Below are 26,473 nucleotides of genomic sequence, written 5' to 3'. Positions count from 1 at the left end.
GAATGATCTCCCCCGAAACCCTCACACGACACGAACTCATCGGCCTCCCGGTTCGGGTGGTCGACGCCGACAGCGACGCCCACGTCGGGCTCGCCGGTCGAACGTCGGGTGAGACACAGCGGACGCTCGTGATCCGCACGGGCTCGGGGGACAAACGGGTGCCCAAATCGGGCACGACGTTCGAGTTTATGGTCGTCGAGGAGGCGACCGTCCGCACAGATGAAGCCGCCGACGACGGCCAGTCGTCGGGGTCCGCGTCCCAACTCGGGTCGGATACTGCGGGGGTCCGCCCCCGTCAGTCTGGCCCGTCCGGAGGCGGCGTCACCGACGCCGATCCGGCGAGCCAGCGAGGCGAGTGCAAAGACGCGGTCTACGTGACGGTGGATGGCACGCGGTTGCGGGACCGGCCCGCCGAACGCACCGAACGAGGTGTTACACAATGGCGATAGGAATCGACGTACCCACGCCTCCGGAACCAGACGACCCGGAGGATTACGATTATGAGAAGTGTCCCTTTTATGGGGAGCTTCCCGTCCGCGGCCAGCTCCGAGAGGGGACGGTCGTGTCGACGGACATGGAAAAGACCGTCATCGTCGAGCGGGAATACGACGTCTTCGTGCCGAAATACGACCGGTACATGAAACGTCGCTCGCGCATCCCGGCCCACGTGCCGGGCGTGCTCGAGCCGCTCGCAGTCGGTGATGAAGTACGAATCGCGGAGACGCGACCGCTCTCGAAGACGAAATCACACGTCGTCGTCGAGAACCTCTCGGGTGATCGGTGATGGAGGCGCTCAAAGCCGACATCACGCAGGGTCTCTCGAAGGGGTCGCTCATCACGTGTGCGGATAACACCGGCGCGCGTGAGCTGAAGGTCATCTCCGTCGCCGGCTACTCCGGCGTGAAGAGCCGCCACCCGAAGGCGGGGATCGGCGACAAGGTGACCGTCTCGGTGACGAAGGGAACCCCGGAGATGCGGCGGCAGGTGCTGGAGGCGGTCGTCGTCCGCCAGCGCAAGCCGATCCGCCGTCCCGACGGCCTGCGCGTCCGCTTCGAGGACAACGCGGCCGTCATCATCGATGACCTCGATGAACCACGCGGCACGGAGATCAAAGGTCCCGTCGCCCGCGAGGTCGCCGAGCGCTACGGGAGCATCGCGTCCACCGCGACGATGATCGTATAACCATGACGAAACAGCCACGTAAACAACGAAAACGGTCGGAGACCGCGTCGCTGCACGAGCGACAGAAGCGGGTCCGGGCCACGCTCACGGACGACCTCCGTGAGGAGTACGGTCAGCGGAACGTCCGCGTCAACGCGGGCGACACCGTCGAGGTGCTCCGCGGCGACCACGCCGGTACGGAAGGCGAGGTCATCGCCGTGGATCTGTCCTCACGACGGATCACCGTCGAGGACGTCACCGTCGAGAAGGCGGACGGGGAGGAGGTTCCCCGTCCGCTCCCGGCGAGCAACGTCCGCGTGACCGAACTGGACCTCGAGGACGAGCGCCGTGCGGCGCGGCTCCAGGAGGACGACGAATGACGCGACATCAGAAACGACTGGCGGTACCGAACTCCTGGCCGGTCGAACGGAAGACGAACACGTTCACGGTGAAGGCGGGTGCGGGCCCCCACGGCGAAGCCGGGGTCCCCCTCGTTGTGTTGCTGCGTGACGTGCTCGGCTACGTCGACTCGAAAAAGGAGGCGCGCTATGCGCTGAACAACGACGCGGTCCTCGTGAACGGGGATCCGGTCTCCAACGAACGACGGCCGATCGGGATGTTCGACATCCTGTCGTTCCCGTCGCGTGAGGAGTACTTCCGGGTCTTCCCCGACGAGGGTGGCCGACTCGCGCTGACGCCCATCGACGCGTCCGCCGCGGACGGTCGGCTCGGCAAGGTGATGAACAAGACGGTCGTTCCCGGCGGCGAGATCCAGTTGACGCTCCATGACGGGACGAACGTCCGCGTCGACGCCGACACGGACTACGCCACGAAGGACTCGATCGTCATCGACAACGAGTCGAAGGAGATCGTCGCCCACTTCGAGTACGGGGAGGGCGCGCTCGTGACCGCCGTCGCCGGCCAGCACGCCGGTCGAATCGGCGAGATCGAGTCGATCGACGTCACGCTCGGTTCGGGTTCGAACGGCGTCGTCGTCAGCGATGACGACGGCGGCTACGAGACGGTCGAGGAGTACCTCGTCGTCATCGACGAGAACTTCACGGACGACGACGCGCCGGATGCGACGACCGAGGAGGTCGACGCCGACGAGGCGGGTGATTCCGATGAGTGAAGCCGAGACCGCCTCCCACGAGATGCGTGAGGCGTATCTGGAGAAGGTCGTCGTCCACATGGGCGTCGGCCGCGGCGGTGACCCGCTCGCGGACGCCGAGGAGATCATCGAGGCGATCACGGGCCAGCAGTCGGTTCGGACGACCGCGAAGCGGACCGTCGGCGAGTTCGGCATCCGCAAGGGCGACCCGATCGGCGTCAAGGTGACGCTGCGCGGCGAGGACGCCCACGCGTTCCTCGAGACCGCGCTGTCGCTCGTGGACGTCACGAAGGGCCAGTTCGATGAGACGGGGAACCTGAGCTTCGGGATCGCCGATCACACGGACTTCCCGAGCCAGGAGTACGACCCGAACGTCGGGATCTACGGGCTCGACGTGACGACGACGATCGTCCGTCCGGGCTATCGCGTCGCCAAACGCGACAAGGCGAGCCGGTCGATCCCGTCGAATCACCGGATGACCGCCGAGGACGCGATCGCGTTCCTCGAAGCGAACTTCGACGTCGAGGTTACCGAATGAGCGAAGCAAACGAAGAGACGGGTGAACACGCGGCGAAACGGACCGGCCAGCTGAACGAGTGCCGGCGCTGTGGCCGCAAGCAGGGGCTCGTCGGGAAGTACGACATCAACCTCTGCCGGCAGTGTTTCCGCGAGGTCGCCCGAGACATGGGATTCGAGAAGTACAGCTAATCATGGCAGGAAACGATCCGTTCGCCAACGCGCTCGCCGGCATGGACAATGCCGAGAGCGTTGGCCACCTGTCGTTCACGGTAGAGCCCGCCTCAAACATCATCGGCTCCGTCCTCGAGGTCTTTTATGACCGCGGGTACGTCGACGGCTTCGAGTTCGTCGACGACGGGAAAGCCGGGAAGTTCGAGGTCGAATTAAAAGGCGCGATCAACGAGTGTGGCGCCGTCAAACCCCGCTACTCGGCGGGCGCGGATGAGTTCGAAAAGTGGGAGAAGCGGTTCCTCCCCGCCCGTGACTACGGGACGCTCATCGTCACGACGAGCCACGGCATCATGAGCCACTACGAGGCCCGCGAGGCGGGCATCGGTGGCCAAGTGATCGCATACGTCTACTAACAATGAACAGAATCGAAATCGACATTCCGGACGACGTCTCAGCCGAGGTCGACCACCTCGAGCTCACCGTCGAGGGGCCAAACGGGAGCGTCACGCGACGCCTCTGGTACCCCGATATCGACGTGAGCGTCGACGGCGACGCCATCGTCATCGCGACCGAAAACGAGGACGCGAAGACGAACGCCACCGTCGGCACCTTCGAGAGCCACATCGCCAACATGATCCACGGTGTCACCGAGGGATGGGAGTACACCATGGAGGTGTACTACGCTCACTTCCCGATGCAGGTCTCCGTGCAGGGCGATGAGGTCGTCATCGAGAACTTCCTCGGTGAACGAGCGGCACGCCGGACACCGATCCGCGGCGACACCGACGTACAGGTCGACGGCGAGACGGTCACGCTCTCGGGCTCCGACAAGGAGGCCGTCGGGCAGACCGCAGCCGACATCGAACAGCTGACGAAAGTGACCGACAAGGACACGCGCGTCTTCCAGGACGGCGTGTACATCGTCGAGAAACCCACTGGAGGTGCCTAACCATGTCCGAGGAACTCGAAGACATCAGCGGTGTCGGCCCGTCGAAGGCGGACGCCCTTCGGGCGGCCGGCTACGAGACGGTCGAGGACGTGAAGGCGGCCTCCCAGTCGGAACTCTCCGACGTCGACGGCATCGGCAACGCGCTCGCCGCGCGTATTAAAGCCGATGTCGGCGGCCTCGAGGTCGACGAGGAGGCCGACGCGGAGATCGAAGACGAGAGCGACGAGGAGGACGAAGCCGACGCGGACGACGAGGAGTCGGACGTCGAGACGGAGCTTCGTCCCCGCGGTCACGCTGACCGCACGCCGACGCTGTCGGATGAGACCGCTCGCGCGCTCGCACAGAAGCATCGCGAGGGCAAACCGCAGTTCAACCGGCAGGACTACCACAAGAAGAAACGCGTCCCGACCTCGTGGCGGAAGCCGCGGGGCGGGCTCTCGAAACAGCGCCGTCGGATGAAGGGCAAAGGCGACGTCGTCGAGGCGGGCTTCCGCTCGCCGAAGCCGGCGCGCGGCCTGCATCCGAGCGGCTTCGAGGAGGTTCGCGTACACAACGTGGACGACCTCGAAGGCGTCGACGGCGACACGCAGGCGGTTCGCATCGCCTCGAAGGTCGGCGCGCGAAAGCGCGAGCTGATCGAAGACGAGGCCGAAGAACGCGAGATCCGCGTGCTCAACCCGACCTACATCGAGGTGGAGGTGGACGATGAGTGACCTGAAGGCACAAAAGCGGCTCGCGGCCGACGAACTCGATGTCGGCAAGGGCCGCGTGTGGCTCGACCCCGACGCACAGGAGGAGATCGCGGACGCCATCACGCGTGAAGACATTCGCGATCTGATCGACCGAGGGACGATCCGCGCGAAGGACGCGAAGACGAACTCGCGCGGCCGTGCCCGTGAGCGCGCCGAAAAGCGCTCGTACGGGCATCGCTCGGGTGCCGGGACCCGCAAAGGGAAAGCCGGCGCTCGACAGAACACGAAGGACGACTGGAAGGCGCGCATTCGCGCACAGCGACGCCGCCTTCGCGAACTTCGTGATGAGGAGGACGTCCTTGACCCGTCCGAATACCGTGAGCTCTACAACAAAGCGAGCGGTGGCGAGTTCGAGGACGTCGCGCGTCTGGAGGCGTACATCCGGACGCAGTACGGCTATGAGGTGACGGACTAATGGCAACAGGACCACGATACAAGGTGCCGATGCGGCGCCGCCGAGAGGTCCGGACGGATTACCATCAGCGGTTGCGCCTGTTGAAATCGGGCAAGCCTCGCCTGGTCGCCCGGGTGAGCAACGCTCACGTCAGGGCGCAGCTGGTGACTCCCGGACCGAACGGCGATGAGACCCATGCGGCCGCCTCCAGCGAGGACCTCGCGGCGTACGGCTGGGAAGCCCCAACGGGTAACCTTCCCAGCGCGTACCTGACGGGCTACCTCGCGGGCGCTCGCGCCGTCGATGCCGGCCTCGAGGAGGCCGTCCTCGACATCGGGCTCAACACGGCGACCCCCGGCAACAAGACGTTTGCAGTACAGGAAGGAGCGATCGACGCGGGCCTCGAGATCCCCCACAACGACGACGTGCTGGCCGACTGGTCGCGCACGCGTGGCGAGCATATCGCTGCGTACGCCGAGCAGCTCGACGAGCCGCTCTACGCTGGGGAGTTCGACGCGACCGCGTTACCCGAGCACTTCGATGAGGTGCTCTCCACCCTACAGGAGGACCATGAGTAGACATAACGACGGCTGGGAACCGCGAACGCGGCTCGGCCGCAAGGTACAGGACGGCGACATCACGTCGATGGAGCAGGCGCTCGACTCCGGACTCCCGCTGAAGGAGGCCGAGATCGTCGACCAGCTCCTCCCGGGGCTCGAAGACGAAGTGCTGGACATCAACATGGTCCAGCGAATGACCGACTCCGGGCGGCGGGTGAAGTTCCGCTGTGTGGTCGCCGTGGGCAACCGCGACGGCTACCTCGGATTCGCTCAGGCGCGAGACGATCAGGTCGGCGGCGCGATCCAGAAGGCGATCGACGTCGCGAAGCTGAACATCATCAAAGTCGACCGCGGCTCGGGATCCTGGGAGGACCAGCCCGGCGGCACGAACTCGTTGACGCGGAAGGCGACCGGCAAGGCCGGTTCCGTCACCGTCGAGATCAAGCCCGCCCCACAGGGGCTCGGGCTGGCCGCCGCAGAGACGGTTCGAAACATCCTGGAGCTCGCCGGCGTCGAGGACGCCTGGACGAACTCCGATGGCAACACCCGCACGACGGTGAACCTCGCGAAGGCGACGTTCAACGCGTTGGAGAACGCCGCACAGTCGCGTACGCCCGAGCACGCCCGTCGCGTGCACTATGATGGGGTGAGCGAGTGATGCAGGCGATCGTCCAGCTCCGCGGCGAGGTTAACGTGAATTACGAGGTAACCGACACGCTCGATATGCTCAACATCGGGCGGGTCAATCACGCCACGCTGGTTCCGGAGACCGATTCCTACCGCGGGATGATCACGAAGGTGAACGACCTCGTGGCGTTCGGCGAACCGAGCGCCGAGACGGTTGCGCTGCTCATCAGTCGCCGCGGCGAGCCGCTCGAAGGCGCCGCTGATATCGACGACGAGTGGGTGAGCGAACACACCGACTACGACGACGTCGACGCGCTCGCTGCCGCACTCGTGGACGAGGAGACGACCCTGCGCGAGCAGGGACTCTCCCCGACACTGCGGCTGCACGCTCCCCGCGGCGGTCACGACGGGATCAAACACCCGGTCGTCGAGGGCGGCGAACTCGGCCGTCACACGACCGAGGAGATCGACGCACTTCTGGAGGCCATGCGATGACGAACAAGAAACGGAGACAACGCGGTTCCCGCACGCACGGCGGCGGTACGCACAAGAATCGGCGCGGTGCCGGTCACCGCGGTGGTCGCGGTGCGGCCGGCCGCTCGAAACACGAGTTCCACAACTACGGCCCGCTCGGCAAACACGGGTTCAAACGACCCGAGGACTCGGTCGCCGACGTCGTCGAGGTCACCGTCCAGAAGCTCGATGAGGACGCGGCGCTGTACGTCGCGGAGGATCTCGCCGAGACCGACGGGGATGGCTACGTTATCGACGCACGCGATATCGTTGAGGATGGCTACGAGGCCGACGTCGTCAAGGTGCTCGGTTCCGGACAGGTTCGTCGTGAACTGCACGTGACGGCCGACGCGTTCACCGCGAGCGCGGTCGAGCTCATCGAGGAGGCGGGCGGTGCGGCCGTCCTCTCGGAACGTGCCGAATCCGCCGACGAACCAGAAGACACTTCAGACGACGAGGCTGACGAGGCGTAAGTATGAGCTGGAAGGAGGTCGCCGAACCGGTGCTCACGCGGCTCCCCGTCGTGGAGCGTCCGGCGGGTCACGTTCCGTTCAAGCGGAAGCTCGCGTGGACGGCCGGTATCTTGATCGTCTACTTCTTCCTGACCAACATCAACCCGTTCGGGTTGGCGGCCGGTCAGGGGACGGACTTCTTCGGGCAGTTCCGCTCGGTGCTTGCGGGCGAACACGGCTCGCTGTTGCAGGTCGGGATCGGCCCGATCGTCACGGCATCCATCGTGCTGCAGCTGCTCGGCGGTGCCAACTTGCTCGGGCTCGATACGAACGACCCACGTGACCAGGTCCTCTATCAGGGCCTCCAGAAGCTGCTCGTCATCATCGTCACCGCCTTGACGGCGGCACCGATGGTGTTTACCGGCGAGTTCCTTCCATCCGATCCGGCCGTCGCGGCCGCATTAGGGATCGGCGAGTTCGGGGTCGAGCTGCTGATATTCACGCAGGTGTTCATCGGCGGGGTCCTCATCCTGTTCATGGACGAAATCGTGAGCAAGTGGGGCGTCGGATCCGGCGTCGGGCTGTTCATTATCGCCGCGGTGAGCCAGCAGATCATCGGCGGCTTCTTCAGCTTCTCGGCGCTCGGTGAGACCGGCTTCTTCGCGAGCTGGTTCGGGATCATCCTCGGCGACGTACCGCTCGAATCGCCGCTCACGCCGGCTGGGCTCGAACAGCTGCTTTTCGATCCCGGGCAGGTGCTCGCCCTGTTCACGACGGTGTTTATCTTCGCCGTCGTCGTCTACGCGGAGTCGGTTCGTGTCGAGATCCCGCTCTCCCACGCCCGCGTGAAGGGTGCTCGGGGTCGGTTCCCGGTGAAGCTCATCTACGCGTCGGTCCTGCCGATGATCCTCGTGCGTGCGCTGCAGGCGAACATCCAGTTCTTCGGGCAGATCCTCCACTCACAGTGGGCGGGAATGCCCGCATGGCTCGGCGTCTACGGCGAGCAGGGGCAGCCTATCGACGGCCTGTTTTACTTTTTGAACCCCATCCATCAGCCGACCGATTGGATGTGGTTCCTCGGGGAGCTTCCGGCAGGTGTTGAGCCGTGGATGATCGCCGTCCGGATCACCGTCGACTTGACGTTCATGGTCATCGGCGGCGCGATCTTCGCGATCTTCTGGGTCGAGACGACCGGCATGGGCCCGGAGGCGACCGCGCGGCAGATCCAGAACTCCGGGATGCAGATCCCCGGCTTCCGGCGTAATCCACAGGTCGTCGAGAAGGTCATGGAGCGGTACATCCCGCAGGTGACCGTCATCGGTGGTGCGCTCGTCGGCGTGCTCGCCGTCATGGCGAACATGCTCGGCACTATCGGCGGTGTCGAGGGAACTGGACTGCTGCTAGCGGTCTCGATCACGTACAAGCTGTACGAGGAGATCGCCGAAGAACAGCTGATGGAGATGCATCCGATGATGCGCCAGATGTTCGGCCGAGAGTAACCCCATTGGGGTCCCAGTCTTTATTTATTGAGTCTGCGTAGCCGGGGGCATGCCTGACGGTGCCCACAGGAAAGTCAAACTCAACGTCCGGGTCACTCCCAGTAAGAAAAAGGAGTGGCAAGACGCCCTTGATGACGACGAGACACTCTCGTCACTCGTCCGTAGGGCAGTTGACAGAGAAGTTAATGACGAATACGTTCCGACACAAGCGATCGACGATTTCGCTGTGACCGCTGGTGATGGCGACGCGGACCTCTCTCCAGTCCTTGATCAGCTTGAGAACCTTCGTCAGTCTTTGACCTCTGTTGAGCATAAGGTCGATACAATGTCCGCTCCTCAAGCAGGTGAAATTTCTGACAGGGACATCGAGGACCTCGCCATGGACCTTCTCCCACGTCTACCGACCTATCCAAACGACATCCCTGACCGTGTACTCAGAGAAATGGATGGTATGGGGGGTAGAGAACCACAAGAGTACATCTCTTACATCGTTGAGGCCAGCCGTGCTGATCCGCAGTTATCGATCGATGGGCGTGCGCAACGATTCTCAACCGAAATGAAAGAACACACCTACCTCGTCAGAGAAGCGCTCTGCTACCTCGAAAATGAAACGACAGAGAACGTCCACAGTGGGCTTGTGAGCGGTAAACGACATTGGATGCGACTATGAGAAATACCAAAGGTCAGTACGCTAGTCCCGAAGACAAACAGATTTCGGGAGAGATGGAAGAGTTGCTTGGACGGTATCTCTCCAGTCTACAACAGCAGAAAGAGCGTACAAAAGAGTCAACGATCGATACACGGCGACGTGAGGTCCGCTACTGGCTGGCGTTTTGTGAGTCAAACGATATTGATCCCCTTGCGGCTACCACAGAGGATGTTAAAGGATACATCCAAGTAAACACGCATTTGGCCGATACGACTATTGGCTCGTATTACCGCTCAGTACAGTCGTTCTACAGCATCGTTGAGAATGATGCTGCAGACGATCGGCTTGAACTCGCTAATGGACATCCGTGCCCGGACAAGCGTACGATCGACCTCAAGCAGGATTACGATATTTTCGAGAACAAAGCTGAGTACAAGCTACAACACGATCTTTCTGCAGGCGATATTGAGGGTGTTCGGGATGGTGCAGGGGAGATTTTGGCTCTTAAACCGGAACAGGTAGAACGCCTCTTCGATTCGGTGCCGGGAAAAACACGACCGACCAAAGAACGCAACGAGATTGCGGTCCGTCTGAATTGGTACACTGGTTGTCGGAGCGTCGAACTATCGAGGCTACGAATCGAGAATATTGACTGGGATGAGTGTAGCATCAACGTTCGGAGCGCGAAGCTGAACGTAAAAGAACACAGCGGACAGATCCGACGGGATGTCTACTTTCCCGAAGAGTTCCGTTTCCAGCTCAAACGATGGTGTACTCGGGTTAGGCATTCGTTTTCTTCAGCAGCGGAACCCAACTCCGGACGTATTCTGGTCACCACACATAAGAACGAGATGCCGGGACCGCAGATCAATAATGTGGTTAAACAGGCTGCTAGGAATGCCGGAGTGCAGCGTCCGTTACGGCCACCTAATCCCACCCCCGATGACGAGGTTAAAGAGTGGTTTGTGACCACTCATCGGATTCGCCGCTCAGCGATCTCGCATTGGGTGAACGATTGTGAGTCATTAGATCTGCATCAGGTGCGGCGGATCGCCGGTCATGCCCGTATACAGCAGACGATGGCATACGTGGAAGACGATGACGCCCAAATAGCGAGGGACTATCAGAAAGCTATGCAGTAATTTGTTGATGAGGTTTTGATATACATATCTTTTCAAGCACGCATATCCACTAGTACGGATACAAATGCCCAGTCATCCCCAACCTTTCACGACTTCCGAATACGAGTCGTTTGTAGAGTGCATCGTTGAACCCTGGGATCCATCACATCACTCCGGTAAGCGGCATGATGTAGTTCTCGACCATCCAGAAGGGCGTCAGATTCGAATCGATAGTGCCCGAAAACGCATCTCGTGTCGGAGACGGACTGATGATTACTGGGGACTTCGAGAACGGCACGTTTCTGATCTGCAGAGAGCGACTGAACAGTTAATGACCGTCGGGATGCTCGTCGATCTGACCGAGCTATGGAATCTCGGATTAGATGGGCATCCAGATCAACCTGATGAAGTCACACTCTGTATTGACTGATTGGCTTAGTGACGACCTAGACGCCAACTAGCGCAGCGGACATATTGAAATCAACCGTGCAAGATGTCGAGGCTACACACTCCGTCTGATTTATCTTATAGAAAGTTTGATATTATATCTGTCTGAAGTCGATAAGAGATGACCAGTAATACTGAAATGGACTTGACTAGCCTGACGGAATACCAACAAGCGATACTGAAGGTACTGGCTGATGCTGACGGGGAAGCCCTCTGGGGTGTCGAGGTACGTCGGCGACTGAAAGAAGATTACGGCATTGAACTCACAAAGAACGGGATGAACGCTGTGATACGTCGAACGTCAAGATACCCCAGACATATGGTGGTCATCAAGTGGGTCGATGATAGTGAGATTGAAAATAATACCAGACACGTCTCGCACCGGCTCAAGCCAGAATATATCGACGAGGTGCGCAAACAACTACAGTGAATAGCTCCGTAATTCGTGCAACGCACATCTTGTATCCATTACCGCATCTCTCCCTCAGCCGTTGAAAATGGATGGAGCAAAACTATCGAGTGTCTCTGCTAACTCCTATGATCAAGCGACTACTCAGTTCCTGCTCCGGAGCTAACGGCCGTATCACGTAGGATTACCTTCGATCCCCCGCTGACCGTCACCAGCTGATGGCGAGTGATCGGATTGAGTACTGGGGCTCGGTTTTTCTCCGGGCAGGTTCGTAAACTCCCACGTATAGGTGCTAGTACGTGCCAGTTGACGAATCTCCTCATCGTCATCAAGCTCTTCCAGTTCGACGGAATCGAGGTCTACATCGCCGTGCTCGCCGAGGCAATGAAGGCCTTCATCACGCCATACGACTCGACGCCCATCTTCCTCGTCTTGTTCCCGGGTAAGCACGCCACGTTCACGGAGTGTTTCGAGATGGTTGAAGACTTGTTGTCGGGAAAGATCGACAGCCGGATGCTCGACGATCGCGGCGGTCGTCGCCTCGCCAAGCTCTTCGAGCGCGTGGACGACGGCTTTCATTCCGTCGCTCCAAGTCGTCACGACTCGCCCTTCACCGACGAGTGGTACCCACTCGGGAAGCGTATCCGTATGGACGTAGACGACTGCGCCCCTGCCGTCACGACCGAATCGCATCGCTGCTTGAAGCGTGTCGTGCTCGCGCATGTGCTGGAGCACTTGGTCGCCAAATCGACCGTACGAGAGTTCACTGCCTTTCTCACCGTTTCGTTCGACGGCTTGCCCAGCGTAAGCTCCCCATTTTTTAATGAACTCGTCGCCGTAATGGTTTGACCCGATCACGACACCAAGACGAGTCTCGTCAAATTCGTTACTACCGAGTACATCTCCGTACCACTTCACGCAGTCAACAGGACCGTCCTTAACGCGGTCGCCGGTTGCAGCGGTAAGATCAAAATCAATCACCCCTGCTCTGTCGTATTCTCTGAGCGCGGTCGTAGTCGTGATCAGGGCGGGACGCTGATCGTGTTTCTCGACGATTGCATCGAGCAGTGCAGCATCTTTCTCGATGGCGATGCGATCTTCCGCGTACTCGGGTCTTGGATTGTAGGGCTTGATGTACTCCGTCGTACGCACAAGATTCAGGTTGAGGGCATCTCGGATATACTCTGCCCGTTCTTCTTTTTCGAGTACGGGTCGGTATGTGAGTGATTCACCGAGTGCGAGCTCCCACATACGCTTCGTAGGGGTACCGTCAAGGGCAACGACGCTGCTGGCGTAGTCCAACCCAGGCGTGTGTAGAATCGAGACTTCTCCGACTTCCCGATTGAAGACTGCAACCCCACCGTCGTCAATTTCGGCATGCTCGAATCCATTGCCCAGGTCGTCACTGGCAAGTAGTGTGTATACTGCGATCGGAGCTGCAGCATGTGCGCTGTCGTCGTCGAATACGGACATTTCGTCAGGTTCGATACCATTGTGTATGAACCAGTGGAGTGCCTGTCCTCGCCGGTCCTGATCGTCGCGGTTTTCGATGAGATCCGTGTAGCTGTCAAAGGGTACCTCAGGCGTGGCTTCAAGCCAGTATGAGACAGCGCGTTGCAGGTTCGAATCAAGCGTCGTTTCGTATGTATCGGTGAACTCATCGAACACGACGGCTCGTCCAATAGTTACCTTTGGTTTGTAGGCGTGTGCGTAGTGGCCGATGAGGACATCGAATTCGTCCGGCTCAAAGTCCCATTTATCGGAGTACGGGCAGCGTTGGTGTTCGTGCTCATGACAGGGGAGCGGGCGATCAAGAACGTACTCGGCGGTCTTGTGGATCTTCTTCGGGGTTGCACCGCGTACGTACCAGTTAAGAACCGTGTCAGCCCAGTCGTCGCCATGCGTGCCGTTGGCGGTACTACAGTGACGAGTGAAACTTGGGAGTGTGTAGTACTTCAGGTCGAACTCATCGCACCACTTCGTGAACTGATCGTACTGCTCTTTGTGTCCTCGGCCGGTGAGAATCGTGACTGGTGTTTCAGTCTCGGCAGCGGCTTTCACCGCACCGTAGGACTTCCCCATCGTTGGAAGTGCTTCGACCAGCACACGCTGATACGACGTGTACGCTTTAGCGATCGCGTCAGTCGTACGTTGCCGTGCCTCTGAGACCGTGAGTGTTTCTTCATCTTGCTTGGCTGCCTGTCTCCAATCCCATCCACTAGCGGCGATCGTAAGGTCACGTTTAGCAGGTGGTAACACTCCGACTGGTTCCGGTTCACCGACATACCTCGGGATCGGCGCGCCAGCTTCCCGGGCCTTCTCGATGGCTTCCCACCACTTCTCGCCGGCAAGGCGCTCACCGGGGCGTGACAGGATACCTTGCTCAAGTGCGAACAGTTTGAGCACCCCGAACGTTTCACCTTGCTTGTGGTCATAGAATGTTTTACGGTCAGGGGTATGGAGTGAATCCTTTCCGCTTGAGTACCGGTACGTGCTGGGATCCCAGGTTTCCCATCCGGTTGAGTCGGTACCGACTGGATGAGTTTCTAGCGGAACATCTTGCGGTCGAAGACGGTCGATGGCCGCAAGCACGTCTCGGACATCTTCGGTAGTTTCGTCAACTGCCGTGGCATCGGGTTCGTATTCATCGAGATCGCTCCAGTCACGGTTCGTATCGTGGTTGACCTCGGGCGTATCGTCGTAGCCATTCGCTCGTAAAATCGATTCCAGCGCGTCGGCGTTCCATTCACGGATGTCACCTGGGGTTCCTGGTACATGAAGGCCAGTCGTTACGCAGACGTGCGTGTTCGCGTAAATTTCGATGCTAGGGAGCTCATCGTTCGTGCCCCAGGGCTCAGTATCGATCGGAAAAGATGCCTGTTCCTTCCCGTCGATTGGGAGTCCGTCGGGTGCGAGATAAGGTGCGTGAATGCCTGTCCCTGAGATGGATACGTCTGCGTAGGTGAGGCCGAGATGTTCAAGGATAGCTATGAACGTTGGATGGACCTCACCAGTCTCGGGATCGCGGATATTATCACCGTCGATGAATGCAAAGGGATCTTCTTCGTGCTGTATGAACACGCGGCCATCAAGTGACGGGTGATCCTCAACCACTGCAATCTCTTCACCATCGAGGTAGTTCTCCGATAAGCTCCACTTGTATCGCGCATCTACGCCAGGGGCAGCTTCAGGGTGATCTTGGTCCCCCCACGGTGCGAAGGGGCGCTTGTCGCGGTGCCCCATCCATTGTTCGCGTTCGAGCCACGCTGACGGATACGTGTCGGTTTCTGGGTTGGTAAAGTCTACCTCGTTCCAAGCTCCTGTCCGAACCGAGGGCTGGCGTGACGTTCCGTTACTTTTGTCGCTGTTCGTCTTACTATCGTGCTGATCGCTACTCATCGCATTCGTCAAAAAATCCAATTAGTATCTGGAAGTTACGTCAATTATACATTTCAATCGATTCAATTGTATATTTCCTCGCGCTTTTAAATACTTCTTAAGAATGAGGAATCTATCATCAGGATCACTCTCAGGTCTCAAACGATTTATTTTGACTCCCGGATTCATTATTATGTTTACGTCCCAAGAAACAGCCAACGTGCCGGTATGAAATACCAACAGGAAGGGGCGCGAGTTCAACGCGAGGATAGATCAGAATGAAACGATTTCTACGCTACTTCCTCTACCGAGAACTGTACCGATTTATTCGAAACGCTGGGAAAGACGATAACTCAAACTCCTCACGCGCAGGCGACTCAAATGAGCCGTCACCCCAGTCCACACAGCACCGCCTTGACGAACTCCCGCTTGATGACGGTCCGATTGAAAACGCTAATGAGTTGAAAACGGTTCTGCAGCAGATGGATCCGTACGATTTCGAGCACTTCATCGCGGATCTCTGGGACCGCATGGGCTGGCAAACAGAGGTTTCTTCGGCAGCAATGGACGAAGGGGTTGACGTTACCGCTCGCAAACAACACCCGTACGAGCAGACGACGCTGATTCAGGCAAAGCGGTATGGACCCAACACGACTGTTGGATCTCCTGATATTCAGCAGTATGCGAGTCTCGGCCAGCAATACAGTGGCGTCGATAAGGTTGTCCTGGTGACGACAAACGAATTTACCAGCCAAGCCCGTGATCTGGCGGACCGGCTCAACGTGAAACTCATCAATGGCGATAACCTCGTATCCCTCGTCATTGAGTACGACGCACTCGATCTCGTGGATAACTACCTTGAGTTCGTGACGACAGTTGAGTCTGAACATAGTAATGAGCATCCACAGAAGCAAACAGATGCGGTAAACGATTCTCAAGAAGAGACAGCTGAACCGACGGCGCAACCTGAATCAGAACTAGGGACCGAAACACGCTCGGGACCAGTTCCGTCCACACTCTGGGAGAAAGTCATCATAGTAGCGATTCCAGGCTGGATCGTCGCGTTCTTCGGCGTCGAAACGCTACCTGAAACACTGTGGGCCATCACCTTCCTCACCGTCTGGTTCGGACTCCCAGTAGCACTCTTTCTTGACGCGAGACACGTCCGAGAATCCTATGACTGGCCGCAGTACTGGTGGGCATACGTCGTCACGTCACTCATCTGGCTGCTTGCGATCATCCCTGCTGGTCTGTATCTGTGGCGACGCCGCTCAATCGACGGGTCGGCGAATAATGATCCAGAAACAGACTCCTCTTCTGCTCCGGATACCGCGACGACTGCGGAAACATACTCTGATTCCGAGACCAATTCACAGTCTCAAACAGCATCAGCCACCTCGTCCTACGCATCAGACACGCAGACTGAGAGTGTACCTGACCTGGGAGATGCCTCACAGCACGATGATGATGCTATCTCAACGACTGATCGGGGTATCAATCGCATGGAATTTGAATACGGCGACAACCGGTACTACGCTCGGACCACCACAGCCCCGAATGGTGAATACATTGCAGCGTATCAAGATGGGCGGTCCGGAACTGGAGACAAAAACCTCGAATCCGGCCGTGTGTTCCTCTTCGAGGACGACGAACTCCGATTCACGACCGAGATCGACCGGCCGAACGCTTGTGCTGTTGCCAACGACGGAACTGTCGCGGTCGTCGATTGGACTGACTGGGGTGACACACTTTCCGGTACCTTCCACATCTTCAACGAGTCTGGCCACCAGTTCGTAAAACACGAGTTCGACTCGAACATCGGGCCGGTTGCAATCACGCCCGATGGAAAATACGCTGCCACTAGTACGTTCAATCCTGACTGCAGTACCTATCTGTTTGACGTTTCCGCTGGTGAACAGCTACTTCGGCATGAAAACCAGCACGGAAACGTCCAGCAGCTCAAATTCATCGATCGTAACGGCACTTGGATGCTTCAACTCGGTGCACCCGACGATGACTCAGCATACGGTATTGACCTCGGCGGCCACGTCATCTGGAAAAGCGAGGGACTGCAACGCCAAGCCCGGTTGGAGACACTCCTTGAGGATAGCACAGAGACAGATATCCACGAAGCAGTGAGTCTCTTGGAAGAGGCGATGGAACTAGCCTCAAAAGACTATGAAGAACGGAACGTCGCAGGGCAACTCGCGGAAACACACTGGAAGCTCGCCAAGACGACTAAACAGGAAGTGGGCGTGACAGATGAGTGGTGGGAGCATCTTAACCAGGCAGCTCAGTACTACCGTCGAACCTTGCCTCGATACGCTGGGAAACAGGGCTTAGCGAAAGTCAAACGACAGCAGGGCAAGCAGCATCTCGCCGAGGGAGACGAGGCAGAAGCCCACGACTGCTTCGAAGAAATTGCCCGACTTGAGGACGAATACGATGTCCAACTGCTTACCGACGCTGATCAGCGCCGACTAAGTGAACTCCGGTAGTCAGCGACTCCACATCTAATTTTCATTCGATTATTATTTTCTGACAGCGTACGCTCTGTTTGAGCGCTGCAACACGGATCTACTCTGGTGGTTCGTCAACTCCCACGTATAGATACATAGTACGTGCTACTTGACGAAGATCGTGCTCAAAATCGGCAGGGTCTTGAGGCTGATTATCTGTCAGTTAGGACTCTCCAAGAACACAAGCCGGCTACTTCTCAACGAGGTACTCATCAGTGCTTCAGATCAGGGTATACAGATCCTCAAGAAAGGCCCGTACGTGGCTCTAACTGTTCGAATTTCAGGTGGTTCACCTGTTTTATTAAGGGGTAACTATACCCAGCCATCAGGTACTACTTCTACGACTTCGGAATTTGTTTCGTAAGCGGAGTCGATAGCCTGAACTGCATCGATAATTTCGCCGGGACGTGGGTCCTCAAGTTGGCTGTACACGAGCAGTCCGAACTCGCGGCCGTCACCAAAGAAGTCGCTATCGTTCGTGAGGATCACCCAGTCATTGTCTGCAGCATACATGGCGATCTCTTGATCTGAAGCGTCGGCAGAAAGTTTCTCCCGGACCGTGGAAACAGTGATGCCACCAGTATCACTCAGCGCATCTACGTACTTCTGCGGGACGTTCTGATCGCAGAGGATTTGCATCTACTTGAGATCTGCACACCTACTCTCCGCTTGCATGGCCTGCTGCCGGGCTTCTTCTTGTGCCTGCAGGGTTTCCATCAGTTCTGGATGCTCGTCATAGTATTCAACGGCAGCTTGAATCTGACTGACATCAATATCAAACTGCGCAGCCGCATCTTCGACGGACCACTCTCGCTCCCGTACGAGAGTGCCGATCTGGAAGACGCCGACGCGCGTCCCTTCAATTCGGGGCTTTCCGTGAAGCACGTCGGGCGTTTTTACGATGCGAACCGTGGTACTCATCTCATCTTGAACTACTGGTCACCCGGCAATAAGAGTTCCCCAGTTAGTAGACAGGGTCTTTGACGGCGAATCCAACGCGGTGACTCGGTTCGTCCCACGGCTCGATTCTAGCACGCACTAGTTGACGTATCTCTTGGTCGTCAGGCTCCAGTAGATCTGGATGAGATTGCTGGACTATGAGACTGACTTGGTGTTGGGTTTCTGAATTTTGGAGATACGGCGGCATAGGGTTCGGAACGGAAGTAATTGTGGTTTATTTACTTTTTGTCAAGTGTGGGTCGGAGATAGCCGCTACGTACCTGCATATCAAATGGCTCTCCGACGACGGCATTGAGTTCGTCAACACTCGTGATCTGATATGTTGCAACGTCTTTTGAGGCAGCGATCGTTGGATTATCAGATGGGACGTAGACAATACGTAATATATACGGGTGATCTGACTGACTCACGTGGAGCTTACACTGTTGATATTCGTTGGTAGATAAACGGATGCTAAATGGTGGGTTAGTAGTTGCAACGGATTTAATCTCGACCGGGCGTGGCGAAAACGAGGTACCATCTCGTGTTACTGGATCGATAATATCGAATCCTGGGCCTCGTTCTTCTGATACGTCAAGCAACGCAACCGACGCGAGATCAGCAAGGGAGCTGTCGGTTGAAATTGATGATTGCCAGTTAATGAACTCGTTCAAAAGCCGTTCTGAATCTTGATTGAGTAGCTGGAGAAGATCGCGGTCCCAGCGACGTTCAGTATGCCATTTATAATTAACAGCATTATTCCCGTCTTTAGTTTGTGTCTGATACAAGTTGTTAAATTGCTCAATAAGTATCTCTCCGCGTCCCGATTCTTCTTCTAACCAAGCAGCAGTGCGAGTTAGGATTTCGAGTGTGACAGCAACCTCAGCAAGTTCTCCTCTGCCAGTAAAAGATTGAGGTTGTCCGCCAGGACCACCGGTGGGTTTAGTTGAATCAGAAGGTTCAGGGGAAACAGTATCAGGTACTGACTTATCATCGATAATATCTAGCGAATGGATCTCATTGTTACGGAGATAGTTTGTTGCAGACGCAAAGGCTCGTTCTTTATGATCGGCTGACGCTTCAGTCGGCGATGGTAGCTGCTTGCCGTCAATAACGTAATCGCAGACAGCGGCTGCTGTCTGATCCGGAATCTCACTCGTGAGTTGAGACTTAAGACAGTCGAGTAGTGCAGTAACGCGATCGCCTTTGCAGAGATCGAGCCAGTACGTCCCGAATTCCTGGGTGGAAGCGTATCCTGGTAGTTCCTTGTGCCAAGTTAGCGTCGTCTCCTTGCTTTCTACTGCCTCATGCCAATCAGTCGGTGATTGGACGAAATCCGCATCCGTCTCGATCCACACAGCGTCGATGTGTGATAACCGACGACACTGGTTAGTGAGCGCCAAGGGAACAAAATCACCGGGTAGTTCACGCGAATGAACGGCGAACCATTCGATGAGGTCTTGTTTACGGTTCCCTGGTGGGAGTTCTATGATTCGTTCACGAATCGCCGTAGCCCCCTCAGGTCCAGGGTTGAAAAGTAGTGCAATTATCTCTTGAACCGCCTGGTCAGCACTGCGGCAACAGTTGAGATACGTTTGAAGCTCATCCGGTAGTTCAGAAAGGTCACTGTCGATTCGGACATCAATACTCAGTCGCTCAAAGAGATCAGTCTCTTCGTTTGATCTCTCCTGCAACTGCTTTGCTGCCCCCTCGACCGGTGGTCGCTGGTATTCGAGCCAATCAAGCAGATCAGCAGCAAGTTCGAGGCGGTTTCGAAGATTGGTTCGGCGCTGTTCCTCAAGGAATAGTTCGGCATCCTCAACAGGGTATGTTCCTTCAAGTCGGCGACGTGCTTGGGTATACTCATCCGCCTCTAATACATGCTGAATCGTTCCCAGGTGTCCGAACTGCTTCGTAAGGAGTGCAATTGCCTGAGTAAGGTCTCCGATGGCTGGCGTGCCGACCTCGGAAGCAACGATAGCGATCCCTTTCCGCTGCTCGTCGTGAGAGTTTGGCCCGTTCTCATCTGGAAGTAGATACGTGACGGATTTGGGATCAGAAAGATCAGCGCGAATATCGGCCGGTAACTGCTCTATAACAGCTATGTTGTTAATTCCAACTTGAAGCGTTTCTGCAGCAGACTGAAGACGGTCGTGACTTCGTGCCGAAATAATAGCCAAAAGAAGCGGTAGACGTGTTTCGAGCTTATCAGTCCACTCCTCTAGTTTTGACCGGCTTACAAACTCGCCTGTAGGACGTTTTCGGGAAGTAAATTCCTCAGCGGACAGTTGCGGTTCCGTGGCCGAAATCGATGGAATGTCAAGTGCCGTACCAGCGAACTCAGCAAACCCTGCCTGTTGAACTGGATGTTCAAACCGGTACCCTGGTCGGTCGTCATAGGCAGTCGAGAGTGCTGTTTGCACCCACCGGGTAGGGTTTTCACGCGGGTACCGCCAGACAGCTGATCCGCCGTGGTCACGAATCCACTCGATAGATGCCGTATACCACTCTTCTTCTCGTTTTAGTGGAATATGCGTGAGCGTGGATAATAGCTCATCCAATTTCGCCTCAACTGCATTAGCGTCATCTGGTGAATCCCACGCATCAAGGATCGGGCGAAGTAGCTGTGAGTACGCCCGCTTCCAATTTTCTACCTGTGAGGACGGAATTGAGAGCTGAACTGGCTCGTCTATTTCTTGCAACTCATCTGTATCAACATCAGCTAGTACCGCTTGTACCTGCTGCAGCCGATGCTCTGCGCCCGTAACGTTCAGTTCACCAAGCGGAACAACACCAAATTCAGCGAGAAGTGACTCACTTATAATCACATTTTCATCGTCAGGATCAACATGTGGGAATAGTCGCCATCCTGCCCTACCGCCACTTTCTGTCTGAATAACAGCGCAACTAAGCTGAGATCGCTGTGACTCCCAGGATTGCTGATCCTCAAGCGAGTCGGTTATCTTCACGATGGAGTCCCAAATCGGCAGTTGTCGTAGCTGTAGGTTTGCGACCGTTGGGACGGTTGTATCTCTCATCGAGCATCCATGATACCGACGGCAATACCACTTCGTTGTGAGCAGATTCTGACGGTACTCGTTGCTATACCTATCAAGAAGTGCCCGAACCCGTTCCGGACTCGCTTTGAGTGTCGCTAACTGGGCTGGGTCGAACCATGTCCAACCGATAAGATACGATTCTTGGTGCGATGAGTCTGCAGTTGTCGGAGCCCTTTCGCACCCGAGATGATTGATCGTCGTCTTGGGATGGTAGTTATAGCTCGTAATATATTGTGTGTAATCAGTAGCTTCGATTGCTGAGCGAAGACTTTCCCGGTGAGTCATTGCCCAAGCAGGCAGGGTATCATCACTCCATTCTGAGGGATGCCAGTGAGGAACTCCCTCGTCGAGTGGCGGATGTGTTTCCCCATGTAGCGGAAGATACCGAATGCCAGGGAGACTACTGACGCCGAGTAACGAGATCGCGCGAGCAAGTCCACGACGAGTTTCAGTCTCTGTCAAGTCTTCTGGAAACCCAGCCCAAGCATCGGCATCTCCTGTTGGATCGGGGAATGAGGTTGGACCGAATTCGCCGGTAGCCTGCCATTCTGGCTCCTCTGGCGTGTTCGAGCCGGCCCCTGAATCTGTTGTAGCTGCCTGAAGCGCTTCATGACGGAGCTGCTGCCAAGAATCAGGTAGTGAGAAATCAGATAGCTTCGTGTCGGGGAAAGCCGCTCCGCGAATCGCCGATCGACGGACCCCGAGTCGGAGTCGAAGCAGTGATCGACGATCTGTATTGGATAATGCGCTGACGAAGTGTGAGCGACTGCCGACGGAAAGCTCGGTTTGACCCAGTCCTTTAGAATCGACTTCTAGATTTGGGACAAGCGTAGCGAGAGCTGCAACGCTCCCGAGATCAAGATCACGCTTCGATGATTTGAATGTCTGCAGTAAGGCCTCGAACAGATTCGGAAGGTCATTGTATTCACGAACACCCCATGTACGAGTCTTACCAGCCTTGCTCAGTACATCTGTCGCTCCGCGTTGGGACTCCTGATCAAAAAAGAAGACATCGAACTCCCCGTGTTCTGGGGGGTAAAAAAAGGGCAGTGACTCGCGGTCTAATCCCCAGAGTACGGTTCGCGTTGATTGGGTTCCCCGCTCAATCTGACCACTGGGACTCGGTTCGATTGGCACGAGTTCAACCGTTTCATCGCTTCCAGCCTGCTCACAGGGGAGTAAATACACTCCCGGAAGCGTGTCCGCCAACCAATCTTTCTTCAACAGAGTTGCAATCGATATATCCAGCTCAGCGGCTGTTTCTTCGACAAGTTCTATCAGCCCCCCGAAGAGTTCTTGTCCGTGGCGTTGATTAACAGTTCGAGTTTGCACATACGTTTCCGATGCAGATGATTCGTTGACGGTGAGATTGAAACTCAGCCATTGTGCCCACTCTTTCAGCGCTGTCGTTGCTCGCTCTGTCCCAACGAATGCTTCCCACCGCTGAGACTGGCGCTCTGGGTTGTCTCGTTTTGATTGCAGCGTCAATGCAGCCCGGAGTGTCTCCGATGTCGGAACCGGATCTGTTCCCGTCGTTATCGCTGTAGTTCCAGACTTTTCTGCGAGCTCAACAGATGCCGCGATCGATTTGAAAACAGATCCCGACGGATATAATATGATGTTATCAACCTTTTCAGGCCCGTTTATTGTTGGAACTGCAACCGCTTCGCGTAGTTCTTCGACAATTTGTCGATGAAAGTGAGCAATGAGATCAGGTGTGTCTTTTAGTGATTGGGGCGCGCTATCCAGATCCGGGCCTGTATCAGGTAGCAACAGCCACGGATACCGGTTCCAGTGATTTACTGTATCGGGATCACACGCGAGCATGGCTGTTCCGCCCGCAACCCGCCCGAAAAGTTCTGCTCCGTGCTTGAGGACACGTTGGTTGTGTTCAGCGCTACTCCTGCTCAGATCTTTCCGCTCTGTCGTAACTCGAAACCGACCGTGGAAACAGACTGGGAGTGCATCATCTGTAGATGAAATAGGATAATAGAGATGTAACGGATAGCTTGCTCGCGCGGTTCCATCTGCATCCGTACGTGGGCGCTCAATAATGATTCGTGGTCGTGTCGTTTCAGTCCCATTCCATTCTGCTGTGTAACTGTCGTAAGTCAACGACTGAGCCCCACCATCAGTTGTTATTTGGACTTTGAATTTACGATGCTTTATGCCCGCATCTGGAATTGTATGTTGGGGCGTCGTCTCAGTGGCGTGCCAGTGCTCCGTTTCATTAGTCGCTTCTTGAGGAATTCGCTCAAGATACAGATCATCTATTTTACCGAGATTGATGAGTGTCTCTGGATCGAATCCTTCTGCCCGATCACCGTGATACGACAGTTTACCCCAAAGCTCATCGGCTCTCGCAGCTGGGTCGTTTGGTGGCTCAATCGGAGTCGGAATATCAAACGCGGATAACAACTTCCGCCACATATCGTCCCTGTATTCGATAAAGACTGCCGTTCGGAACGGTTCCGAGGGCGGTTCTGCGAATTGAGAAAGAGCTTCCTGCGGTGCAGTCAGCAGCTTATTCGCTCGGTCTGCAAGCGTCGCATTCGATGGGCCAGGTGACGACGGGTCAAGCGGCCACGGAAACCAGAATAAAGGCGCTTTCCCGAGATCATCATTCAGGGGGACGGGATCACTGCTGAACTGTTCATGCGGATCAAACAAACCGTTCTCAGCGGCTTCATAATAGGGTCCTATTAGTCCATCATCGAGATTTAGTTCAGCTGGTAGTTCATGGCCGAACCGTGCTGCGACCGCTGCAGTGATGTAAGCTCGACTGTACCTAACGCGTAGGGTATCCGAATCCTCGGCGCGTCTTGACCAGACTTCAAAGTCGTCCCCGACGGCAACGGTCGATTTGAGACCGACGCCAATGTGACCGACAGAATCAGAGTCCAAATCGACGCCGGCTGTTTCATCATCTTTTTGATCCGTCTTATTGGACTCACCAATCATTTTCACCGCTCGCTCCGTATCTTCGTCGAGTAGATCGAACGGCTTGCCAGTGTTCGCTACTAGGATCCCTTCGTCAAGGATTCCGACATAGACTTGGCCCGGCCCGGACGGTTGAATGGCATCCCGAGCATTTTGTATTAATTCAATCAGCTCTCTTCCTTCATGACTTCGAGCGATCTTCTCCTCGCTATTTCCATGGCTAGTTAATTCAGCGTCATACGCATCACGAAGACTTTGATTTCCCTCAGCCGCATCTGCAAGAGCATTGAGCCGAGAATTCACACGCTGCTCAAGCCACGTCGCATAACGCATCGGATGGGTAATGGGCACTCACCGAACTACGAAAGTATCTGATAAGTATGTTTTGTCGCTCTCATTATCGACGATGCTATCACTACCCACCCGTCTCGACCGTGATCTCGTAGAAGTACTCAGTATACGTGCGATTCAGACTCGGTACGCTTTGACTAACTGAGCGATCCGTCAGGGACCGCATGTTAGAGGTATCCACCTCTACCTGTTTGTTTCTCAGAAATTTCTGAACTGTGTGACCGAGCGAGAAGGGTTCTAGTGCGTGGTGAAACATGATTCGGACAGCCCCCAAACTATATTTCCCGTGTTTTATTCACCCCTCACATGGACGACCCCCTCTGGAATGCGATCGAAACAGACCCTGATGAGCATCGAAGTTTAGCCGAGAAGGAACAACAATTTCTCTTGACCGGTGATTCAGGTACAGCTCCCGTCTCTGATATGGAAGATCGGATTCATGCCAAAGCGAAAAAACTCCCCGACCGATTTCAGCAATTGGTTGACGACATCTCGCTACTTTACTTCCACGGTTATCTAGACAATGCTGATGACGACCTCTGGGAAGATCTTCTTTCTATCACGAACCGCTCACAAGTAGTTCGACAGTCACCGATCGCTCGAACAGCACATCAACACTCAGGCCCAGAGTTAGAGCTCGGCTTTGAGATCGGGAGTCTCATCCGGTTCATTCACTACGACCCGGTACCGGCAGAGTTCGTTTGGGGAATCATTATCGGGCTTATTGGAGAGTCTGACCGTGACTGGGAAAACGAAGCGCGGAACATGGCCGAGTTGTTTGGAGAACTGGAAGACTACTACGAGACTCGACTGGTATCTGCAGGTAGAGCAGCCCGCGAAGATGATGGTTTCCGAGAGGAACGAAGTCAAATCCGAGAATTACTACGTGAACAAGGATTTGATCCCGCACCACCCATCGTTGACACTGTTTTGCAAGAATATACGAGAGGGGAGACTGCCACTAACCTTGAATCTCCAACAAAATCATCATCAACTGATCCGAACCCAGCAGAACATCCTGATCCACCGGCTGTAAGTCCATCCTCAGAAGACATTCACCGGACCGGTTTAGAGTCTATTGTGTCCAGACTGGTAAACCAAACACAGCTCCGAAGTATTGATCGTCTTTCTAAGGATTTGAGAGAGGACGTGTTCCACATACAGAACCGTGAAATTTGGAGTGTTGACTTGGATGAACTTGTCTGCTTCTTGGGAAAGAATGGAAAGACGAGTATTCAGGATTTGAACGAAACAAAAGCCAATAGGCATAGCAAGACGCGTGCCCTTCGAATCCTTTCCTACACGGATTCCACCGTAGTGAATCGCCCTGTTACCCAAGAGGACTCGAATGCGAACTGGACACTAACTCCTTACGGTCAAATCCTGTACAAAACTCGGATTGAGTATTACTCTACGAACTGGATATACAATGTGATTGCTGAACCAGAACGTCTTGAAGACGACATCGCATCGCTCATTTCTCGCGTGATAGAGGATGAAAGCGAGCCATAGGGTAGTTGCAACAGAAATCAACTGTCGTTTCTGTTCACTCGTCTTCCGCCAGTTACTCGGAAGCTGCGACAACAGCGCCTCAATAGTGGAATCGTCGACGCATCTTTGTTCTCACAGTCAATTAACGCCTCAATGCGGACATCTTGACTGTTTAGAATGTGAAATCTAGGATCCACGCCCGATTCTAATCACCGCCACGACATGAGCAATGATCATCCAAGGGATGCGTCAAATTAGAACCGATAACGTCTGGAAACGCACCTTTGTCCAAGACGGAGTAACAGTTACGGGTGACTTCGAGGACAGCGGGTCCCCGATCTCCGGGGAGCGACTTAACAGCTAATGAGGCTCTGTTGAAATCCTTCAAGGCTGATACGAGGTCGGTACTGAATACAACGCGCGTATCTCGCACCGAGCAATCTTGAGAACAGAGCAACCGAA

At 56.1% G+C, this 26,473-nt stretch carries 25 protein-coding genes; 21 read left to right on the top strand and 4 right to left on the bottom strand.

What is annotated here, in order from left to right:
• Positions 1-2: 2 nt before the first annotated feature.
• The 19 genes from CHB65_RS09635 (at position 3) to CHB65_RS09545 (ending at position 11,355) form a co-directional block, all read left to right on the top strand.
• Positions 3-449 carry a ribonuclease P protein component 1 gene (locus CHB65_RS09635; RefSeq protein ID WP_089384859.1) on the top strand — a complete coding sequence of 149 codons (447 nt, stop codon included), beginning with the start codon at positions 3-5 and terminating at the stop codon, positions 447-449.
• Entirely contained in the window at positions 440-784 is a 345-nt protein-coding gene (locus CHB65_RS09630; protein WP_089384858.1) for a 30S ribosomal protein S17, read from the top strand. The genes CHB65_RS09635 and CHB65_RS09630 overlap by 10 nt, the downstream gene beginning before the upstream one ends.
• Positions 784-1,182, top strand: coding sequence for a 50S ribosomal protein L14 (locus CHB65_RS09625; RefSeq protein ID WP_089384857.1), 399 nt, complete (start codon positions 784-786; stop codon positions 1,180-1,182). Before CHB65_RS09630 ends, CHB65_RS09625 begins: the two co-directional genes overlap by 1 nt.
• Positions 1,183-1,184: 2 nt before the next feature.
• On the top strand, positions 1,185-1,541 hold the full coding sequence (rplX, locus tag CHB65_RS09620; protein WP_089384856.1) for a 50S ribosomal protein L24: 357 nt from the start codon (positions 1,185-1,187) through the stop codon (positions 1,539-1,541).
• On the top strand, positions 1,538-2,293 hold the full coding sequence (locus tag CHB65_RS09615) for a 30S ribosomal protein S4e (protein ID WP_089384855.1): 756 nt from the start codon (positions 1,538-1,540) through the stop codon (positions 2,291-2,293). Before rplX ends, CHB65_RS09615 begins: the two co-directional genes overlap by 4 nt.
• Positions 2,286-2,810, top strand: coding sequence for a 50S ribosomal protein L5 (locus CHB65_RS09610; RefSeq protein ID WP_089384854.1), 525 nt, complete (start codon positions 2,286-2,288; stop codon positions 2,808-2,810). The genes CHB65_RS09615 and CHB65_RS09610 overlap by 8 nt, the downstream gene beginning before the upstream one ends.
• The gene (locus CHB65_RS09605; protein ID WP_089384853.1) at positions 2,807-2,980 is read left to right on the top strand and encodes a 30S ribosomal protein S14; all 174 of its coding nucleotides are present in this window, start codon (positions 2,807-2,809) and stop codon (positions 2,978-2,980) included. The genes CHB65_RS09610 and CHB65_RS09605 overlap by 4 nt, the downstream gene beginning before the upstream one ends.
• Positions 2,981-2,982: 2 nt before the next feature.
• Positions 2,983-3,375, top strand: coding sequence for a 30S ribosomal protein S8 (locus tag CHB65_RS09600; RefSeq protein ID WP_089384852.1), 393 nt, complete (start codon positions 2,983-2,985; stop codon positions 3,373-3,375).
• Between the two features lie 2 nt (positions 3,376-3,377).
• Positions 3,378-3,911: a 50S ribosomal protein L6 gene (locus CHB65_RS09595; protein ID WP_089384851.1), complete on the top strand. Its 534-nt coding sequence runs from the start codon at positions 3,378-3,380 to the stop codon at positions 3,909-3,911.
• Between the two features lie 2 nt (positions 3,912-3,913).
• A complete protein-coding gene (locus tag CHB65_RS09590) occupies positions 3,914-4,624 on the top strand; it encodes a 50S ribosomal protein L32e (protein WP_089384850.1) in 711 nt (236 codons plus the stop codon).
• Positions 4,617-5,078 (top strand): 50S ribosomal protein L19e, encoded by a 462-nt coding sequence (locus tag CHB65_RS09585; protein WP_089384849.1) that lies wholly within the window; start codon positions 4,617-4,619, stop codon positions 5,076-5,078. The genes CHB65_RS09590 and CHB65_RS09585 overlap by 8 nt, the downstream gene beginning before the upstream one ends.
• On the top strand, positions 5,078-5,635 hold the full coding sequence (locus CHB65_RS09580; RefSeq protein WP_089384848.1) for a 50S ribosomal protein L18: 558 nt from the start codon (positions 5,078-5,080) through the stop codon (positions 5,633-5,635). Before CHB65_RS09585 ends, CHB65_RS09580 begins: the two co-directional genes overlap by 1 nt.
• Entirely contained in the window at positions 5,628-6,275 is a 648-nt protein-coding gene (locus tag CHB65_RS09575) for a 30S ribosomal protein S5 (protein ID WP_089384847.1), read from the top strand. Before CHB65_RS09580 ends, CHB65_RS09575 begins: the two co-directional genes overlap by 8 nt.
• Positions 6,275-6,739 carry a 50S ribosomal protein L30 gene (locus tag CHB65_RS09570; RefSeq protein WP_089384846.1) on the top strand — a complete coding sequence of 155 codons (465 nt, stop codon included), beginning with the start codon at positions 6,275-6,277 and terminating at the stop codon, positions 6,737-6,739. Before CHB65_RS09575 ends, CHB65_RS09570 begins: the two co-directional genes overlap by 1 nt.
• Positions 6,736-7,230, top strand: a complete 495-nt coding sequence (locus tag CHB65_RS09565) for an uL15m family ribosomal protein (RefSeq protein WP_089384845.1) — start codon at positions 6,736-6,738, stop codon at positions 7,228-7,230. Before CHB65_RS09570 ends, CHB65_RS09565 begins: the two co-directional genes overlap by 4 nt.
• A 2-nt stretch (positions 7,231-7,232) precedes the next feature.
• Positions 7,233-8,708 (top strand): preprotein translocase subunit SecY, encoded by a 1,476-nt coding sequence (gene secY, locus CHB65_RS09560; RefSeq protein ID WP_089384844.1) that lies wholly within the window; start codon positions 7,233-7,235, stop codon positions 8,706-8,708.
• A 49-nt stretch (positions 8,709-8,757) separates the two neighbouring features.
• Complete coding sequence (locus CHB65_RS09555; RefSeq protein WP_089384843.1) at positions 8,758-9,378, top strand: hypothetical protein; 621 nt, start codon at positions 8,758-8,760, stop codon at positions 9,376-9,378.
• 53 nt (positions 9,379-9,431) lie between these two features.
• Positions 9,432-10,499, top strand: coding sequence for a tyrosine-type recombinase/integrase (locus CHB65_RS09550; RefSeq protein WP_179213635.1), 1,068 nt, complete (start codon positions 9,432-9,434; stop codon positions 10,497-10,499).
• A 547-nt stretch (positions 10,500-11,046) separates the two neighbouring features.
• Positions 11,047-11,355, top strand: coding sequence for a hypothetical protein (locus tag CHB65_RS09545; protein WP_143420389.1), 309 nt, complete (start codon positions 11,047-11,049; stop codon positions 11,353-11,355).
• A gap of 153 nt (positions 11,356-11,508) precedes the next feature.
• Here CHB65_RS09545 and CHB65_RS09540 read toward each other — a convergent pair whose 3' ends face one another.
• On the bottom strand, positions 11,509-14,733 hold the full coding sequence (locus CHB65_RS09540) for a MarR family transcriptional regulator (RefSeq protein ID WP_089384840.1): 3,225 nt from the start codon (positions 14,731-14,733) through the stop codon (positions 11,509-11,511).
• Between the two features lie 257 nt (positions 14,734-14,990).
• Between CHB65_RS09540 and CHB65_RS09535 the strand changes: the two genes are divergently transcribed.
• A complete protein-coding gene (locus CHB65_RS09535; RefSeq protein ID WP_245809948.1) occupies positions 14,991-17,210 on the top strand; it encodes a restriction endonuclease in 2,220 nt (739 codons plus the stop codon).
• 333 nt (positions 17,211-17,543) lie between these two features.
• Here the strand turns inward: CHB65_RS09535 and CHB65_RS09530 are convergent, their stop codons facing one another.
• The 3 genes from CHB65_RS09530 to CHB65_RS16895 all read right to left on the bottom strand — a co-directional run bounded on the left by CHB65_RS09530 (position 17,544) and on the right by CHB65_RS16895 (position 24,520).
• Positions 17,544-17,870, bottom strand: a complete 327-nt coding sequence (locus tag CHB65_RS09530) for a DUF5615 family PIN-like protein (RefSeq protein WP_089384839.1) — start codon at positions 17,868-17,870, stop codon at positions 17,544-17,546.
• A complete protein-coding gene (locus tag CHB65_RS09525) occupies positions 17,871-18,152 on the bottom strand; it encodes a DUF433 domain-containing protein (protein WP_089384838.1) in 282 nt (93 codons plus the stop codon).
• A 257-nt stretch (positions 18,153-18,409) separates the two neighbouring features.
• Positions 18,410-24,520: a sacsin N-terminal ATP-binding-like domain-containing protein gene (locus tag CHB65_RS16895; RefSeq protein WP_143420388.1), complete on the bottom strand. Its 6,111-nt coding sequence runs from the start codon at positions 24,518-24,520 to the stop codon at positions 18,410-18,412.
• A gap of 306 nt (positions 24,521-24,826) precedes the next feature.
• Between CHB65_RS16895 and CHB65_RS09510 the strand changes: the two genes are divergently transcribed.
• Positions 24,827-26,032 (top strand): hypothetical protein, encoded by a 1,206-nt coding sequence (locus tag CHB65_RS09510; RefSeq protein ID WP_089384835.1) that lies wholly within the window; start codon positions 24,827-24,829, stop codon positions 26,030-26,032.
• Positions 26,033-26,473 lie beyond the last annotated feature (441 nt).

It is taken from the genome of Halorubrum vacuolatum (genome assembly GCF_900188065.1).
GTDB lineage: Archaea > Halobacteriota > Halobacteria > Halobacteriales > Haloferacaceae > Halorubrum > Halorubrum vacuolatum.
The sequence above is the reverse complement of the archived record's forward strand: the minus strand, read 5'-3'. Positions and strand labels throughout refer to the sequence as shown.